The following is a 16,841-nucleotide window of genomic DNA, read 5'->3' as shown; positions in this document are numbered from 1 at the left end:
CGACGGGACGTCGCCGTCGGCTGTCTCGCTCTCGCGGGGAGTCTGACCGCGGCCCGCGGATGCCAAACGTGGTCCTCGTCGAGGCCGCGTCGTCAGCCCCGGGTCGCTCCCGAGGGTTCGAGCAGTCCGTCGACCAGCGTGGTGGCGAAGTAGTCGGCGATCTGCTCCGGAGTGCGCGTCCCGCCCGGCCGGTACCAGCGGTAGACCCAGTTGGTGGCGCCGAGGATGGCGAGAGCGCTCAGGTGCGGGTCGAGGTCGGACCGGACGCGGGGATCGGCGCGCGCCGCGTCGATCTGCTCCTCGAGGACGGCCTGGTACTCGCGGACCGGGACGGTGGCCTGTCGCTCCGCCGACAGCTGCGAGAACTCGTGCAGCAGCACGGTCGTGCCGACCAGGTTGTCGACGAGGTGGAGCACGTGGGCGCGGATGATCGCGCGGAGGCGCTCGACGGGGTCGAGGTCGACCGCCGCCTGGTCGCGGAGCCGGGCGAGTCCGACGTCGAGCACGGCGCGGATGACCTCGTGGAGCAGGTCGTCCTTGCTACGGATGTAGTGGTAGAGGCTGCCCTTGAGGACGCCGAACTCGTCGGCGATGTCCTGGAGGGTGGCGGACCGGTAGCCCTTGCGCGCGAAGATGCGCGCCGCGGTGTCGAGCAGTTCCTCCCACCGGCCGTCGTCGGACCGGAAGGGCGGGGCGGTCTCCTCCCGCTTCTCCCTCCGGCGGTTCACCACGTCGTCGACGTCGTCATCGGGACCCGGGGAGCAGCACCTCGGCGCTCCCGCGCAGGACCGCGCGGGAGCCGGACTCCAGGGTCAGCTCGCAGCGCACCGTCTCGCCCGCGTCGGTGAGCTCGTGACCGGTGACGACCCCGCGCACGACGACCTCGTCCCCGGCGGCGAGCGAGCCGCGCAGCGTCACCTGCAGCCGCAGCAGCCGGCCCGCGGGATAGGCCGCCCGCACCGCGTTGGCGAGCATCGCCATGCCGGATGGGCCCTGGTTGACGGGGCGGTCGCCGAGCCCGACCGCCCGGACCGCCGCCGGGTCGAAGTGCAGCGGGTTGGGGTCGGCGAGCAGCAGGGCGAGCACCTTCATCTTCCCGGCGTCGACTGCGTCCAGCCGCCAGGCGGGCAGTTCCGTGCCGACGCCGGTCACGCCCGCCCCCCGGCGGTCCGCGGGAGGGCGTAGACGTTGCGGACGACGGCCACCGGCTCGCCGTCGGCGTCGCCGAGCTCGAAGCGGGCGGTGAGGAGGTCGAACTCGCCCAGGGTCCGGCCGGACTTGCGCACCACCGACTCGACGGTGCCCGTCACCCGGTACTCCACCCCGGCCCGGAACTCGCCGGGGAACTCCAGGGTCGACTCAGTGAGCATCGGGCCGTCGCTCATCGCGGTGCCCCAGGAGCGGAACAGCTCCTCGACACCCACGCCGAGCCCGCGCTGGGCGGCGACGAACGCCATCACCGGGTGGGGTTCCGCGGCGGGCTCGGAGTAGAGCGCGTCGTGGCCCAGCCAGTTCTCGTGCGCCCCGAGGGTCCAGGAGCCGCCCGGGATCGCCGCGCCGGCGGTCGGGCTCACGAGAACGACCTCGGCAGCCCGAGTCCCTCCGCGATGCCGTTGCGCGCCATCTCGTTGGTGATCGGCCCGATGCGGAACAGCCGCACGTCGCGCCAGTAGCGCTGCATGTCGGTCTCCGCCGAGTAGCCCATGCCGCCGAGGACCTGCAGGCCGAGATCGGCCGCCTGGCCGCCGAGCTCCGAGGCGACCACCTTGGCCATGGTGGCCTCCTGGTGGCAGGGCCGGCCCAGCGACTGCAGCCACGCCGCCCGGTTGACCATGAGCTCGGCCTGGTCGCGCCACATGGCGATGTTGGCGATGTGGTGCTGGACGGCCTGGAAGCGCCCGATCGGGCCGCCGAAGGCTTCCCGTTCCTTGGCGTAGCGCACCGCGTCCTCGAGGACCGCATCCATGATGCCGACGCAAAAGCTCGACAGCATGATCCGCTCGTTGTTCAGCGTGGGGAGCAGCATGTACCAGGCTTTGTCCTGCTCCCCGAGCAGGTTCTCGTCGGGCACGAACACGTCGTCGAGGTAGACGTCGCAGGACCCGAGTGAGCGCATGCCGACCTTGGGGATCTCGCGGATCGTCACCCCCTCGCTCCTGGTGGGCAGGATCAGCAGGGAGACGCCCTGGTGGCGCTTCTCGGCGTAGTCGCTGGTGCGGGCCAGCAGCAGGATGTAGTCCGCGACGTGCGCCATCGAGCTCCACGTCTTCTGTCCGTTGACCACCCAGCCGCCGTCGACCTTCGTCGCCCGGGTGCGCAGCGCGCCCAGCACGTCGGTGCCGCCGCCGGGCTCGGTGAACCCGATGGCCCACTTCTCGCGGCCCTCGGCGATGGCGGGCAGGTGGCGCTGCTTCTGCTCGTCGGTGCCGTACACGCCGACCGACTTGCCGCCCGCGAACGACGAGATGCCCCACACCCAGGTCAGACCGGCCAGCGACCGCGACAGGCCGCGCGCCAGGATCATCTGGGTCATGACGTCACCGCCCTGACCGCCGTACTCCTCCGGCAGCCCGATCCCGTGGAACCCCGCCGCGGAGAACTTGTCCCACAGCACGTGCGGGAACGCGTGCTCGTCGGCCTCGAGCTCGCGGGCCCATTCCTTGGGCGCCTCCCGGTCCACCCAGTCGCGCACGGTCTTGCGGAAGAGCTCCTGCTGCTCGGTGAGCTCGAAGTCCACGATGACGTCCTCTCCCGGGGATGTGTCGCCGGCCGTCAGGCCGGCGAGGGGGCGGAGCGGCGGGTCGGGCCGCCGTCGCCGGTCGGACCGAGCTCGGCGAGGAGCTGGTCGCGGAGGCGGAATTTCTGGATCTTGGTGGCCGACATCGGCCACTCGGTGACGAACCGGACGTGGCGCGGGACCTTGTAGCGAGCCAGCCCGCGGCGGCAGAAGTCGAGGACGTCCTCGGCGGTCAGCGACGCGCCGGGCCGGAGCTCCACGAAGGCGGCCGGGACTTCGCCGTAGCGCGCGTCGGGGATGCCGACGACGCCGGCGAGCTGGATGTCGGGGTGGGTGGTCAGGTAGGACTCGACCTCGAGCGCGCCGACGTTCTCGCCGCCGACCTTGAGCATGTCCTTGGTCCGGCCGCGGAACGTCAGGTTGCCCGCAGTATCGATGCTGGCGAGGTCCCCGGTGCCGAACCAGCCGTCCCGGTCGAAGCTCGCCGCGGTCTTCCGCGGGTCGTTGCGGTAGCCGGAGAAGAGGTTGAACCCGCGGATGTACAGCACGCCGGTCTCGCCCGCGGGGGCCGCCTCGTCGGTGACGACGTCACGCACCTGGGCCTCGACACCGGCGAACGGCTTCCCGGAGGTGAGCCGCTCCTCGAGGGGGTCGTCCAGGCGGCCCATGATGGCCACGCCCCCGGTCTCGGTGGAGCCGTAGCAGCTGACGTGCACGGTGTGCGGGAGCTGCTCCTGGTACGAGCGCAGGAGCTCGGGCGGCCCGACCGTCAGCATCGCGCGTACCCGCCGGAACGTGTCCGGTCCATAGCTCGGATGCCCCAGCAGCGGCGCGGTCAGGGTCGGATAGGCCGGGTAGAGCAGCGTCGCGCGTTCGCGCTCGACGAGGTCGAGGGCGAGGTCGGGCTCGAAGTGGGTCATCGAGATCCACGCCGCGCCGGCGTCGAACACGGCGATCATCGGTGCCTGGGCGCTGACGTGGAACATCGGCAGCGGGTTCCACATCCGGTCGTCCGCGGTGAGCCCGAACGCCTCCGTACCGAGCGCCCGACCGAGACGGATCACCGACTCGTGGCTCAACGGGCAGCCGCGGGGCTCGGCCGTGGTGCCCGAGGTGTACATCATGATGTAGCCGACGTCGGCGGTCACGGCGCGCGCCGTCTCGCGGACGTGGTCCGGATCGATCTCGCGTCCCGCGGCCAGGAAGCCACGCCGGTCGACGAGGCCGGACGCGGACCGCTCTCCCATCACGACCACGTGGCGCAGCCCGGGTGCCGCGGCGAGGTCCGGGGTGCGTCCGCGCTCGCCCGCGGTCAGCTCGGGCAGGGCCTGGTGGAGGCGGGCGACGTAGTCGACGTGCTCGTCGACCACGTCGGTCGTCACCAGGACCCGCATCGCCGAGTCGACGACGACGTGCGCGATCTCCCGGGGCGCCAGCCGGGCGTTGACCGGGACGAAGAGGGCCCCGGTCATCGAGATCCCGAGCATGACGTGGACGAAGTCGAGGCAGTTGGGCATCAGCACGCCGACGGCGTCGCCGGGTCGTACGCCGAGGGCGACGAGCGACCGGGCGACGTCGACCGCGGCCTCGTCGACCTCGCGGTAGGACGCGCGCACCCCGGGGAGGACGACGCAGTCGTGGTCCGGGTGCGCCCGGACCGTCCGCGCGAACAGTCGCGGCAACGTGGGCACGGTGTCGACCACCGGACACCTCCTCGTTGGGGCGCGAACAACCATACGGTCGTTTGGGCGCTGAGGACAACCGCCGACCCGGGGGAGCAAGGGCTTCCTTTCTGACAGGGCGTCCTGTCAGAATCTCGCCGTGGTCACCCGGGCCTTCCAGGGCGCGAGCGCGGCGGAGCGTGTCGCCGAGCGCCGGACGCGCCTGATCGCCGCGGCGCTCGACGTCGTCGGCGAGCGCGGGGTCCGCGACTTCACGATGACCGCGGTGTGCCGCGCCGCGGGACTCACCGAGCGCTACTTCTACGAGTCGTTCGCCCGTCGTGAGGACCTGCTCGAAGCCCTGTTCGAGAGCGTCGCCGCCACCGCGCTCGACCTCGCCGTCCGCGCCGCCGACGGCGTCCCGCACCGGCGGCTCGAAGCACGGGCCCGCGCGGCGATCGGCGCGACGACGACGTTGCTCGGCGAGGACGCGCGGGTGGCTCGCCTCTACCGGGAGGCCATCGGTCACCCCCAGCTCGCCGGGCGCCGGCAGGACACCATCGCCGCCTTCGCGGCGCTGCTCGCGCGGCTGATCGCCGAGGCGCACCCCGAGCTGCGCAGCGAGGACCTGCAGCTCACCACCGTCGTCCTCACCGGCGGCGTCGTCGACGCCGTCGGGTTCTGGCTCGACGGCCGCCTGGACGCGGACGTCGACGCTCTCCTCACCCGCTGCGCGCGCCTCGTCGAGGCCGCCGCCGACCAGCACCGCACCGAGAACCGAGCGACGGAGGAACCGTGACCTCGATGCTGCAGCACCACGTCCAGCAGGTCGTGGCCAACGCCGTCGGCCGGGTGCCGGCACGGTCCGGGCCGCTCGCCCCGCCGCCCCCGGGCAGCGGCCTCGCGCCGGTCCCGGGCGACTTCGGCGCCCCGCTGGTCGGGCGGTCGCTGGAGTTCGCGGCCGACATGCTCGGCTTCGCCCGGCAGCGCTACGAGAAGTATGGCCCGGTGTCGTGGACCGGCGCGTTCGGCCGGCCGATGGTGGCGGTGCTCGGGCCCGACGCGCTCGGCCAGGTGCTGGTCAACAAGGACAAGTTCTTCGGCAACGCCGACGGCTGGGGCTTCTTCATCGGGCCGTTCTTCCGCCGCGGCGTGATGCTGCTCGACTTCGACGAGCACCGCACCCACCGGCGCATCCTGCAGGAGGCGTTCACCCGCGACCGGCTCGCGGAGTACCTCGCGGTGATGAACCCGCGGATTCGGCACAGCCTCGACGACTGGACCACCGGCGACGGCGTCCGCATCTACGACCGCATCAAGCAGATGACCCTCGACATCGGCACCGAGGTGTTCGTCGGCGACGAGCTCGGCCCGCGCGCCGACCGCGTCAACCGGGCCTTCGTCGACACCGTGCACGCGGGCGTCGCGGTGATCCGGGCGCCGGTGCCGGGCGGCTCCTGGAAACGCGGGCTCGACTCCCGCCGGGTCCTCGAGCGCTACTTCGCCGCCCAGATCCCCGCCAAGCGTGCGGGGGACGGACGTGACATGTTCAGCGTGCTCTGCCGCGCGCGCAGCGACGAGGGCGAGACGTTCTCCGACGACGACGTCGTCAACCACATGATCTTCCTGCTGATGGCTGCCCACGACACGTCGACGATCACGTTGTCGATGATGTGCTACCTGCTGGCGAAGAACCCGGAGTGGCAGGAGAAGCTGCGCGAGGAGTCGCTGGCCCTCGGCGGCGACGACCTGACGGGAGCCGAGCTCGACTCCCTGGTCTCGCTCGACCTCGCGATGCGCGAGACCCTGCGGATGTACGCGCCGGTCGGTCAGCTCGCCCGCATCACGGTGCGCCACGCCGACCTGCAGGGCTTCCACATCCCCGCCGGCACGCTGATGTCGCTCGGCATCCACGCCTCGCAGCGCATGGAGCCGTGGTGGGACCGCCCCGACGAGTTCGACCCGGACCGCTTCGCCCCCGAGCGCGCCGAGGACAAGTCGCACCGCTTCGCGTGGATGCCGTTCGGCGGTGGCGTCCACAAGTGCATCGGCCTGCATTTCGGCGGCATGGAGGTCAAGGCGATCATGCACGCGATGCTGCGGCGCTTCCGCTGGTCGGTCCCCGAGGGCTACGTGATGCCCGTCGGGCTGACGACGGGTCCGACGCCGGCCGACCACCTGCCGCTGCGCCTGGAACGGCTCACCCCGCAGAACTGAGGACCTCGCGGCCGCGGTCACCGACGACGGGACGCCCGGCGCCGGGCGGGTCCCTTCTTCGCGGGGGCGGGGGAGCCCGGTGGCGGGCCGCCCTGACGAGGGGTACGGGAACTGTTGGGGGTGCGCCCGCGGACGATGCCGATGAACTCCTCCATCAGCTCGGTGTTCTCCGCGTCCGGCCAGGTGAGGACGACGCTCGACTGCGGCGCGTCGGTCACCGGCCGGTGGGTGAGATCCCGGCGATGGTGCAGGCGTGCCAGTGACAGGGGCAGGACCAGCAGCCCGACGCCGGCGGCGACGAGCTCGATCGCCTCGGCCGTCGTCGCGGGGTCGGACACCGCCGCGCGGCCAGGGAGGGCACCGGGCCAGGGGAGGGTGTCGTCCCGCGGCCGGAGGACGATCTCGTCGGCCAGGTCGTCGAGCCCCGCCTCGTCGACCACGGTGAGCACGTGCTCCTTCGGCACGACGGCCACGGTGGTCTCGGTGTAGAGCGGGATCGCGTGCAGACCGGCCCGGTCGATCGGCAGGCGCACCACGCCGGCGTCCAGGGCACCGGCCCGGATCCGGTCCACCACCTCGTCGGTGGTCGCGCCGACGAGCTCGAGGGGGACGTCGGGACGGCGCTCGGCCCAGATCCGCGCCCACCTGCCCGGTGTGGCGCCGGGGACGTAGCCGAGCCGGAACGACGCGGTCCCGCCCGGCTCGCCCACGGGCTCAGGCTAACGCCCGGCCGGGCTCGATAACCTGGGCCGATGACGCGGCAGAGGGCGACGCAGACGATGAAGCCCGCGACGGCGGCGAAGAAGCTGGGCGTCCACCTCGACGCGACGCCCGCCGAGTTCCGCGACGGCGTGGTGTCCCGCGACGAGCTCGACGCCCTGCAGGCCGACCCGCCCGCGTGGCTGCGCGAGCTGCGGCGCGACGGCCCGCACCCGCGCCCCGTGGTCGCGGACCGGCTCGGAGTGTCGATCTCCGGGCTGGCCCGGGCCGAGATCACCGAGCCGCTGACCACCGCCCAGATCGCGGCGCTGAAGGAGGAGCAGCCGGAGTGGCTGCGCCGCGAGCGCGACCTCCGCGCGGAAGTGCAGCGCGAGGAGGCCCGCCTGCGCGCCGAGCGGTCCAGCGGCGGGACCACTCGCTAGGGGGCTGTCCGGTGCCGACCCCCGCGCCACGTGGGCAGCGGTGTGCGGGACAGGGCCACGTCGAGTGCCCGGTCGGCGAGCACGGCGGTGGAGTCGATGACGGGCAGGGGGCTGTCCTCGGGGGCGAGGAGGAGCGGGAGCTCGGTGGAGGCGAGGGCGACCACGTCACAGCCCCGCTCGGCGAGACCCCGCACGACCTCGACGCCCCAGGATCGGGACGCGTCACTCGCGGCGCCGTTCACCAGCTCGCCGAGGATGATCCTGTCGAGGCGCTCCGCGTCCGGAGGATCGGGCACCTCGACCTCGATCCCCTCGGCGCCGAGCCACGTCGCGTACAGAGCGCTCCCGGTGACGAACGCGGTCCCGAGGACACCGACCCGTCGGTGATCCGCCGCGCGGGCCGTCTCGGCGACGGCCCGCGCGATGTGGACACCGGGAAGCGGCAGCTCGGGCGCGAGCTCGTCGAGCACGAGGTGAACGGTGTTGTCCGGGCAGACGAAGAAGTCCGCGCCCGCCGCGGCGAGCCGCGCCACGCTGCGCGCGAGGTACGCGCCGACCGTGTCGAGGTCGCCGGCCCGCCAGGCGGCCAGGTGGTGACCGAACCCGATGTAGTCGAGGCTGACGTCGGGGTAGGTGTGGCTGCCCAGCTCCGCGGCGCCGGCGCGGCAGTAGCGCAGGAAGCACTGCGCCGCCCCGTCGGGGTTGGCGGCCAGGATGCCGGTGTGGGGCACGGGGTCCTCCTCGGTCAGACGTACTGGTCGTACTTGCCGGGGGACATCTCGTTGAGCTTCCTCATCCACGCCACCTCGGCGTCGTGGACGGGCTCGGGCAGCACCATCCCGGCCTCGATGATCCAGCTGCTGGGGGTGTCGGTGACGACCACGACGACCTGGTCGGGCGGGAGGTCGACGACGTCCTGGATGACCTCGTAGAGCTTGTGCATCAGCTCGTGGCGGGTCTGCTCCGAGCGCCCTCCGCGGCACGCGGCGCTGAGGATCAGCGACGGCTCGACACGGCCGGCCGTGTAGATCAGGCCCAGCGGCATCGGCTGGAACACGATCCGGACGAAGGGGTCGGGCGCGCCGGTGACCTCGTGGTGGGTGCGGGTGCACCGGGTGGCGAGCGCGTCCCGCTGCTCCTGCGTGAGGTCGATCCCGCTGGTCACGATCTGGTAGACGGGCATCGGAGGTCCTTCCCTCGAGAGCGGCCCCTCGGAGTGGGGTCCGCGACGGGGAGAACGATGTCGGGGGCGCCTCCAACGGCGCGCCAGCTCGGGCTCCAAGACCGAGCCAACGACCGAGCCGACGACCCGGGCGACCCCTACCGGTCGGCCGGCCGGCCGTCGGGGACCACGGGCGTCCGCAGGTCGGTGACGGTCAGCCGCGCGGCGCCGCGGGCGATCCGGTCCGCGGTGTCCGACGGGACCGCGGCGCGGGTCCGCTCGAGCAGCGCGTCGGTGCCGACCGCGGTGGGCCAGGGCAGGCCGGCACGGTCGATCTGGGCCCGCGCGGCGCCGTAGACGCGCAGCGCCTCGTCGTGGCGGCCCAGCAGGGCGAGGGTGTTGGCCCGGAGCTCGAGCTGGAGCGGGGCCTGCTGCCGGCCCGTGCGGTCGACGACGGCCAGGCAGGCGTCCGACCAGTCCAGCGCCGTGGTCGCGTCCCCGGTGGCGAGGGCGGCCATCTGCGCGATCGCGCTCGCGATCCAGGCGCCGAACCAGTTGTCGACCCTCGATGCCTCGCGGTAGGAGTCCCCGAGGGCGGCGACGACGTCGTCAGGGTCGCCACGGCCCAGGTCGGCCATGCGGGTGCGGACCCGGTGGACCAGCGTGAGTGTCGGATCCGCGGTACGCGCCACGATGTCCGTCGCGGCACCGAGGACGGTCGCCGCCCGCTCCGGTGCCCCGGAGAACCCGAGGGAGGTCGACAGGACGACGAGGGCGTCACCGGTCAGCAGCTCCTGCTCGCCGTCGAGCCGGGCGCCCGCGAGGTCCTCCAGCGCCTGATCGCAGATCGGCGCGGCGAGGTCGAGACGTCGTGCGAACGCCTGCGCCGTCGCGGCGCTGATGGCCACCCGGAGCGCGGCGACGGCCGGGACGTCACCGGGGCCGGTGGCGCACAGGGCGTGGGCGATCTCGATCCACCGCGTGCCCTCGAGCGTCGCGTCGTGCTGGAACCAGAACAGCGCCCCGAGGTCCGCCATGATCCGGGCACCGCGCGCTGACGGGTCCTCGATCAGCGTGTGCTGCAGCGTGCTGCGCAACGCCGCGGCGTCGTCGGCGAGTGCCCGCGAGCGCGCGAGGTCCTCGGGTGTCCCCAGGCGCGGGCCCGCGGCGACGAGGTGCTCGATCCAGGCGTCGCGCCGGTCCTGGGCGGCCGCGGTCTCGTCCGCGTCGTGCAGGGCCCGGGCGGCGTGGGCCCGCACGATGGTCAGTTGCGAGAACCTCGACGGGCGCCCCGCCCCGGCCGGGCCGCGGGCGACGACCATCGACCGGTGGGCCAGGTCGGCCAGCAGGTCCGCGGCGACGACGGGCGTCGTCCCGGCGACCGCGGCCGCCGCGGCGGCCGTGAACGGTCCCGGCAGCACCGCGAGGCGCCGGTGCAGGAGCCGCGCGTCGTCGTCGAGCAACCGGTGGGTGCGTTCGACCGTGGCGTACACCGTCGGCTGGGCCCCGCGTCGGCGACGCCCGAGGGCGGAGAGTGTGCCCGGGTCCTGTTCGGTCTGGTCGGCGATCTCGGCGAGGGTGAACGTCCCGGCGCGTGCGGCGGCGAGCTCGAGGGCGAGGGGAACGCCCTCCACGGCACGACAGACCCGGCGGGCGTCCTCCAGATCATCCGGGTCGGTGGGCCCGGTCGCCGCCTCCCAGCGGTCGAGGAACAGGTCGAGTGCGGGGCTCTCGGCCTGGTCGTCGTCGGTGACGGCCAGGGGTGGCAGCTCGACGAGGGTCTCGCCCGGGAGGTCGAGCCGCTCGCGGCTGGTGACGATCAGCCCGAGATTCGGCGCGGCACGGCACAGGGGCTCGACGAGCGAGGCCACCTCGCTCAGGACGTGCTCACAGTCGTCGAGCAGCAGCAGCCCGTGCCGGTCCCGCAGGAAGGCCAGCACGGCGTCGCGCGGCGAGCCGGTCGCCGGCGCGGCGAGCGAGAGTCCCGTGCTGATCGCGTCGAGGACCTGGTCGCCGTCGCGGGCGGCGGTGAGGTCGACGAACCAGACGCCGTCGGCGTAGGTGTCGGCGACCTGGTGGGCGGCCTCGACCGCCAGCCGCGTCTTGCCCACCCCGGCCGGCCCGTGGACAGTGACCAGCGGTGATCGGCCGACGAGCGACGTCAGCCGCTCGAGCTCCCGGTCCCGCCCGACCAGCCGGCTCGACCACCGGGGCAGATCGGGCTCCGGCGCGCGGGGGTCCGGGGGTGCCGCCGGCGTCGCTCGCAGCGACGGGTCGTCCGCCAGCACGCGGCGGTGCAGGTCGCGGAGCTCGTCGGTGGGCTCGGTGCCGAGCTCGGCGATGAGCAGCGAACGAGCCCGGTGGAAGGTGGCGAGGGCGTCGTCGACACGGCCGGCGCGGTACGCCGCGAGCATGCGCCGCGCCCACAGGCGCTCGCGCAGGGGATGCTCCCCGAGCGCCGACTCGAGCTCGAGCAACGCCTGCTCGGGCTGTTCCTGGTCGAGCAGCGCATCGACGTGGCGCTCCGCGAGCTGGGCGCGCAGCTCCTCCAGCCGCGCCACCGTGGGCGTCGCCCACGGCTGGTCGGCCACCGGCGCGAGCGGGCGGCCCCGCCACAGGGCCCGCGCCGACTCGCAGCGCTGCAGGGCCCGACCGGCCTCCCCCCTGCCGAGCAGGGACCCCGCTTCCTCGACGAGCGCGGCGAACCGCATCGAGTCCACCTGCTCCTCGGCGACACAGAGCCGGTAGCCGCCGGGCTCGGTGACCAGGAGCGACCACGGCTCCCCGGCCTCCCGAGCCGGCTCGAGCACCCGGCGCAGACGCCACAGGTGCGATTCCAGTGTCGAGACGGCGCGCGGCCGGCCGTCGTCCCAGATCGCGTCGCTCAGCGCGTCGACGGACACGGGGCGGTTGGCGTGGATCAGGAGCATGGCGAGGGCGGCGCCCGGGCGTCGACCACCGGGGGTGCGCACCAGCCCGTCGATCTCGACCATCAGCTCGCCGAGGTCGAGGAAACGCACCGACCCGCCCGCCCCCATCACCCCATCGTGCCGCACCGGGGTTGGAGCGGGCTTGGACCGGCGATGGACGTCGCCGCGCGACGGTCCCCGGGCCGCGGCCGGACACGGGCCGCCCCACGCAGATCCGGAGAGCGCCATGGAACTCGTCTCGGAGGAGCCGGACACCGTCCTCGTCGTCGGGGCCGGCCCGGTGGGCCTGACCGCCGCCGCCGAGCTCGCCCGTCAGGGCGCGCGGGTCCGGCTCGTCGACGCCCTCACCGGTCCGTCGGGGGAGTTCCGCGCCATCACGGTGCACCCGCGGACGCAGGAGCACCTCGCGGCGATGGGCGTGCTCGATCGGATCGAGGCGCACGCCCAGGAGATCACCGCGGTGGAGTTCCACGTGCGCGGGACGGCGGAGCCCGCCGTGCGGCTGACGACCGGCCACGTGGACTCCCGCTTCCGGCGCATCCTCGACGTCCCGCAGGTCGACACCGAGTCGGTGTTGCGGGAGGTCGTCACCGGGCACGGGGTCGCCATCGAGTACGGGTGGCGGGTCGACGACCTGGTACCGGACGGCGGCGGCGTGACGGTCACCCTCGCCGGCCCGGGCGGTACCGAGCACCGCCGCTACGGCTGGGTCGTCGGCGCCGACGGCGCGCACAGCGCCGTCCGCCGAGCCGTAGGCACCCATCTCGAGGGCGAGTTCGCGGGGGAGCACTCCGTGCTCGCCGACGTCGACGTCGACACCGAGCTCCCCCCGACGGCGCTGCGCCTGTTCGTCGATCCCCGCGGCGGCGGGGGCGTGTTCCCGCTCGCCGGCCGCCGCGCCAAGATCGCCGTGCGGGTCGGGACGCCCGACCCCGGGACCTCACCGACGGTCGAGCAGGTCCAGCGCCTGGTCGACGAGCAGATGGGCGGGCACTGGCGGCTGGGCACCGCCCACTGGCTCACCTACTTCGAGAGCCGTCACGCCCAGGTCCCGCGCTACCGCCACGGGCGGGTGCTCCTGGCCGGCGACGCGGCCCACATCCACCCGCCGGCCGCCGGGCAGGGCATGAACACCGGCATCCAGGACGCGGTCAACCTGGCCTGGAAGCTCGCCCTGGTCAGCTCCGGCCGGGCGGACGCGAGCCTGCTCGACACCTACGACGGCGAACGCCACCCCGTCGGCGCCGCCGTCGTCGCCGGCACCAGCAGGCTGAACGGCCTGCTCGCCGCGGACGGGCCCGGCGCCCTCCTGCGCGATCTGGGCCTGCACCTGCTCGGCCACCTGCCCGCCGTGGGCGACCGCCTGATGGCCACCATGACCGAGACGGCCGTCAGCTACCGCGCCGAGGGCGAACGCACGACGTCGCACGCCGTCGTCGGTGATCACGCACCGGACGTCACCGACCTGCGGACCGCCACCGGCGAGCCGACCCACCTCGACGTCCTGCTGCGCCGACCCGGCCACCTCCTGCTGGTCGTCGGCGCCGGCGAGACCGATCTCGAGCGCCTCCGCGACGTCCTCGGTGCGCTGGGAACGGTCGTGCCCGTCGTGTCGTCGTCGCCGGCCCCGAGCGAGGCGCTGATCGATCCGGCCGGTGACGTCGGCCGGCGCTACGGGCTCGGTGACCACGGGTTCGCCCTCGTCCGGCCCGACGGGTATCTGGCGTGCGTCTCCCGTGCCCTGGATCCCCGGCCACTGCACGAGCACAGGCGCATCCACGGTCTGGACGCCCGTCGCGAAATGGTCTGACCGAACATCGATCGGCCGGCTTGTCGGTGGTGGGCAGAAACCGTGCGGCGTCCCGCAGCCACACCTGCCGCAGGGGCCGGCGGGCGGGCGACGCCGAGCTGGAAGCCGGGGTCCGGCCTCGGGTCGACGGGCCTCCTGGCGGTGCCGTCGTCGGTGCTCACGTCGTCCCCCCGGGTTGCCCGCTCCACATGCATCGGCGGAGCCGCGGCTCGATCGAGGAGGAAGCATTCGCCCCGGCCGGCACGAGCACGATCCGGTGCCGGAGATCAGTCCAGTCGTGCGGCGGTCACGGCCGCGGCGGCGGCGAAGATCGCCACGAGGGCGAGCTCGGTCGCGGGCAGGAGGTCCGGGCTCGGGCGGCACGGGTCGGCGGCGATGACGACGACGGTCGAAACCCCGACCGCGACCAGGGCCATGGCCATGGCCAGCGCGGGCAGCCGGTCCGGGGCCGCCGGACGACGCTCGCGCATCCGCGTCGCGAACCGGCGGGCCAGGAGGCCGACCACCAGGACGGCACCGACGGCAGCGAGGCTGGCCACGTCGAGGCCCTGCAACCCGGTCGTCGTGCCCGTGCGCAGCCGGATGTGGTCGTGCATGCCGGCCGAGAACACCAGGACCGTCAGCGGGCAGACCAGGATCACGAAGGCCCGTTGCAGCAACGAGAAGGCGCTGCGGGTCTGACCGGTCTCGTCGGGGACGTCGCGCTCCACGGCGTGCAGCAGGACGAGCAGCGAGTACAGCAGGGTGAGCACGGCCGCGGCGAAACCGAGCCCGGCCGCCGTCTCCAGGGAGGACGCGCGTCCGAGGCTGGTGGGGTCGCCGGCCGCGAGCGCGAAGCTCATGCTGGCGGCGACGAGGCAGACGAACGCGCTGACCGTGGGTCGGTAGGCGACGGCGAGATCGCCGTACGAGCTCCGGGCGCCGATCCGCGCCGCGATCAGGGCGACGAGCCCCGCGAACGCGAACCCCGCCAGCACCCCGGACAACTGCGAGTAGAACCCGGCGGCGTCACGCAGCGCGCTCAACCCGGACGGGTTCGGCACGCACGGTGCCGGCGGGGTCGTCACAGACGCGAAGGGTGGCCTGTCCACCGTCGGGGCGCCAGCGGCCCGGTCGGTGGCGGGACGGCCGACCCGCCGTCACCGAACGCCGCGGTGCTCGCGCGCCGGTCCGGACTAGTGGTGAACAGCCGACTGGTGCTGGAAAAGGACGAGCAGTTTGTCGGAATCGCAGAATTCGCGGAAGGCGACGGCGAGGCCGTTGCGCAGTGTCCAGAGCTGGATGAAGGCGACGTCGAAGGTCTGGTCGCCGAGCCGGCCTCGGTGGTGCCCTTCGACGAGGACCCGGTCGCTCTCGTCGGCGGAGAACTGCTCGGGTTCGACCCGGAACTCGGTGTACGTCTCCTGCAACGTCCCGAAGAACTGCAGCACCCCGTCCGGTCCGCGATAGGTGCCGCCCTCGGGGAGCTCGTCGGGGATGTACCACTCGATATCCGGATCGAACAGCGCGAGAAGTGTGGGCATGTCCTGGTCGGCGAAGGCCTGGTATCCGGCGGCGACGATCTCTGGATGTCGCCGGCGCCGGGACCGAGCACGTCGACGAACTCGGCGACCGGCAGGGAGTGGTACAGCTGCTCGATCATCTCGACGAACGGTGCGAAGGGCGCGTCGTCTCCGTGGCGGGCGCCGCCGACCGCGACCCGGAATCCGCGTTCGGATGCCGTCCGTCCGAGCTCGGCGCCGAGTGTCGTCTTCCCGAGGCCGGCCTCCCCGCCGACGAGGAGCAGACCCCCGCGGCCCGCAGCCGTCGCCTCCAGCCTCGCCGTGGCGATCCGCCACGGCCCGACACGACCCACGAACGGGATGCGGCTGACCAGGCCCACGCACACCTCCGCGGACCCGCTCCCGGCGTCCGGTGCCGTGAGCCCGACGTAGCAAGGGGATCGTCCGTCATCGAGGCTCGCCCCGACAGCCCCCACCGCGCCGGGACGCTGGTCGACGGCGCGCCATGTCACCGTCACGCCCTCGAACACCCCTCTCTCGCCTCCGCGGTCGTCGTCCGAGGTCTGTCACGATCGGGGCGACGGCCGGCACGGCGGCTGGCCGACGTCCGGGATCGGAGCTGCGCCCATGACGACGTTCGTGCTGAGACTCCAGGCCGCTCGCCCGGACTTCGCGCTCAGCATGAGCGACGAGGAGCGCGAGATCATGGGCCGCCACGCGGCGCACTGGCAGCCCTACATCGACGCGGGCCGCATGGTCGTCTTCGGGCCCGTGCTCGACGAGACCGGCTCGTTCGGGCTCGGCGTGGTCGAGGGAGTGGACGAGACGGAGTTGCGGGAGTTCGCCGCGACCGACCCCGTCGTCACCACGGGGACCGCCCGATTCCTGATCGGCACCATGCTCGCCGGGTTCGTCCGGCCCGCGTAGGGCCACGTCGCGCGGCAGATCGACGAGCGCGGTGCCGCCCAGAGCATGGCGTGGATCCAGTCGGCGATGTCGCCGGTGGCGGCGGGGCATGTTGTCGCGCCGTGGGTGACCAGGAACGGCGCGGTGATCTTCTCGGTGATCCCGACGAGGCTCATGGACGGGGCGAACTGCATGAACGTGTCGAGGGTGTCCTGGCCGAACTCCTGCTGGATGTCGTCCCAATAGGGAGGTGGGGCGTCGGCCGACTGGTGGCGCGCCGGCCGGGGCGCGCGTGGAGATCACGAGCGCGTCATCCACGTGGGCGGGCCGGCGCAGGTGCATGAGGTGCTCGTGATCTCCGGGGTCGGTCGCTGATCACGGTGGTCGGCGGCGAGCAGCACGTTCGACATGATCAACTCGATGTTCGGGATGCCGACCGTGCCGGTCGCGGACGTTGCTGAGGTGATCTCAGCGAACTGCGACCGCGTTGTCGGGGGTGCCACCACATCCGGGAATGGTTCCCCGACGGCCCGACGGCGCTGGACAACATGTGCCTGCTGTGTCGCTACCACCACCAACTGGTCCACCACGGCCACTGGACCATCGAGATGATCGAGGGCCGGCCCTGGTTCACCCCGCCCTGGTACATCGACACCAATGCCGCTGACTTAAGCGGCTGGGGGCTCGATGAGGATCTTGGGTGCGTCGGGGTGGCGGACTTGGCGGTGGTGGGCTCGTTTGGTGAGTTTGTCGCCGATCTGTGTTCGTTTGACG

General features: G+C 73.3%; 17 protein-coding genes and 1 pseudogene. 6 read left to right on the top strand and 12 right to left on the bottom strand.

The features are described from left to right. Positions 1 to 92: 92 nt before the first annotated feature. Genes QSK03_RS31885 through QSK03_RS31865 form a run of 5 tightly spaced genes read right to left on the bottom strand, consistent with a single transcriptional unit; the run spans position 93 to position 4,440 of the window. On the bottom strand, positions 93 to 731 hold the full coding sequence (locus tag QSK03_RS31885; RefSeq protein ID WP_285659728.1) for a TetR/AcrR family transcriptional regulator: 639 nt from the start codon (positions 729 to 731) through the stop codon (positions 93 to 95). Between the two features lie 13 nt (positions 732 to 744). Continuing rightward, the gene (locus QSK03_RS31880; protein ID WP_285659727.1) at positions 745 to 1,152 is read right to left on the bottom strand and encodes a MaoC family dehydratase; all 408 of its coding nucleotides are present in this window, start codon (positions 1,150 to 1,152) and stop codon (positions 745 to 747) included. Continuing rightward, entirely contained in the window at positions 1,149 to 1,574 is a 426-nt protein-coding gene (locus QSK03_RS31875; RefSeq protein ID WP_285659726.1) for a hypothetical protein, read from the bottom strand. The genes QSK03_RS31880 and QSK03_RS31875 overlap by 4 nt, the downstream gene beginning before the upstream one ends. Next, positions 1,571 to 2,737 carry an acyl-CoA dehydrogenase family protein gene (locus QSK03_RS31870; protein ID WP_285659725.1) on the bottom strand — a complete coding sequence of 389 codons (1,167 nt, stop codon included), beginning with the start codon at positions 2,735 to 2,737 and terminating at the stop codon, positions 1,571 to 1,573. Before QSK03_RS31870 ends, QSK03_RS31875 begins: the two co-directional genes overlap by 4 nt. Before the next feature lie 35 nt (positions 2,738 to 2,772). Further along, positions 2,773 to 4,440, bottom strand: a complete 1,668-nt coding sequence (locus QSK03_RS31865; protein ID WP_285659724.1) for an AMP-binding protein — start codon at positions 4,438 to 4,440, stop codon at positions 2,773 to 2,775. Positions 4,441 to 4,558: 118 nt separating this feature from the next. Between QSK03_RS31865 and QSK03_RS31860 the strand changes: the two genes are divergently transcribed. Beyond that, complete coding sequence (locus QSK03_RS31860) at positions 4,559 to 5,197, top strand: TetR/AcrR family transcriptional regulator (protein WP_285659723.1); 639 nt, start codon at positions 4,559 to 4,561, stop codon at positions 5,195 to 5,197. Positions 5,198 to 5,202: 5 nt separating this feature from the next. Continuing rightward, complete coding sequence (locus QSK03_RS31855; RefSeq protein ID WP_285659744.1) at positions 5,203 to 6,615, top strand: cytochrome P450; 1,413 nt, start codon at positions 5,203 to 5,205, stop codon at positions 6,613 to 6,615. A 17-nt stretch (positions 6,616 to 6,632) separates the two neighbouring features. On the opposite strand, the gene QSK03_RS31850 is transcribed toward QSK03_RS31855, so the two are convergent. Continuing rightward, a complete protein-coding gene (locus QSK03_RS31850; RefSeq protein WP_285659722.1) occupies positions 6,633 to 7,325 on the bottom strand; it encodes a LysR family substrate-binding domain-containing protein in 693 nt (230 codons plus the stop codon). Positions 7,326 to 7,367: 42 nt separating this feature from the next. Here QSK03_RS31850 and QSK03_RS31845 point away from each other — a divergent pair, with 42 nt between their 5' ends. Beyond that, positions 7,368 to 7,757, top strand: coding sequence for a DUF5997 family protein (locus QSK03_RS31845; RefSeq protein WP_285659721.1), 390 nt, complete (start codon positions 7,368 to 7,370; stop codon positions 7,755 to 7,757). Here the strand turns inward: QSK03_RS31845 and QSK03_RS31840 are convergent. From QSK03_RS31840 to QSK03_RS31830, 3 genes are all read right to left on the bottom strand, one after another. Next, positions 7,754 to 8,488 carry an aspartate/glutamate racemase family protein gene (locus tag QSK03_RS31840; protein WP_285659720.1) on the bottom strand — a complete coding sequence of 245 codons (735 nt, stop codon included), beginning with the start codon at positions 8,486 to 8,488 and terminating at the stop codon, positions 7,754 to 7,756. The two genes, QSK03_RS31845 and QSK03_RS31840, sit on opposite strands and share 4 nt — an antisense overlap. Positions 8,489 to 8,502: 14 nt before the next feature. Next, positions 8,503 to 8,940, bottom strand: coding sequence for a tautomerase family protein (locus tag QSK03_RS31835; RefSeq protein ID WP_285659719.1), 438 nt, complete (start codon positions 8,938 to 8,940; stop codon positions 8,503 to 8,505). A 137-nt stretch (positions 8,941 to 9,077) separates the two neighbouring features. Continuing rightward, complete coding sequence (locus QSK03_RS31830) at positions 9,078 to 11,957, bottom strand: AfsR/SARP family transcriptional regulator (protein WP_285659718.1); 2,880 nt, start codon at positions 11,955 to 11,957, stop codon at positions 9,078 to 9,080. Positions 11,958 to 12,075: 118 nt separating this feature from the next. Between QSK03_RS31830 and QSK03_RS31825 the strand changes: the two genes are divergently transcribed. Then, positions 12,076 to 13,659, top strand: coding sequence for an FAD-dependent monooxygenase (locus tag QSK03_RS31825; protein WP_285659717.1), 1,584 nt, complete (start codon positions 12,076 to 12,078; stop codon positions 13,657 to 13,659). 266 nt (positions 13,660 to 13,925) lie between these two features. Here the strand turns inward: QSK03_RS31825 and QSK03_RS31820 are convergent, their stop codons facing one another. From QSK03_RS31820 to QSK03_RS33340, 3 genes and pseudogenes are all read right to left on the bottom strand, one after another. After that, positions 13,926 to 14,726: a hypothetical protein gene (locus QSK03_RS31820; protein ID WP_285659716.1), complete on the bottom strand. Its 801-nt coding sequence runs from the start codon at positions 14,724 to 14,726 to the stop codon at positions 13,926 to 13,928. Positions 14,727 to 14,834: 108 nt separating this feature from the next. Continuing rightward, complete coding sequence (locus QSK03_RS33345) at positions 14,835 to 15,221, bottom strand: nuclear transport factor 2 family protein (RefSeq protein ID WP_352232084.1); 387 nt, start codon at positions 15,219 to 15,221, stop codon at positions 14,835 to 14,837. A 56-nt stretch (positions 15,222 to 15,277) separates the two neighbouring features. Next, positions 15,278 to 15,514: pseudogene (locus tag QSK03_RS33340) on the bottom strand (AAA family ATPase); the annotation flags it as partial. Positions 15,515 to 15,788: 274 nt separating this feature from the next. On the opposite strand from QSK03_RS33340, the gene QSK03_RS31810 reads away from it, so the two are divergent. Continuing rightward, positions 15,789 to 16,088 (top strand): YciI family protein, encoded by a 300-nt coding sequence (locus tag QSK03_RS31810; RefSeq protein WP_285659714.1) that lies wholly within the window; start codon positions 15,789 to 15,791, stop codon positions 16,086 to 16,088. A gap of 527 nt (positions 16,089 to 16,615) precedes the next feature. After that, the coding region (locus QSK03_RS31805; RefSeq protein WP_285659713.1) for a hypothetical protein at positions 16,616 to 16,841 on the top strand (226 nt) is incomplete at its 3' end.

Source organism: Actinomycetospora sp. NBRC 106375, from assembly GCF_030269665.1.
In the GTDB taxonomy this organism is placed as follows: Bacteria; Actinomycetota; Actinomycetes; order Mycobacteriales; family Pseudonocardiaceae; genus Actinomycetospora.
Note: the sequence above shows the minus strand (reverse complement) of the source record. Positions and strands in the feature narration are given on the sequence as shown.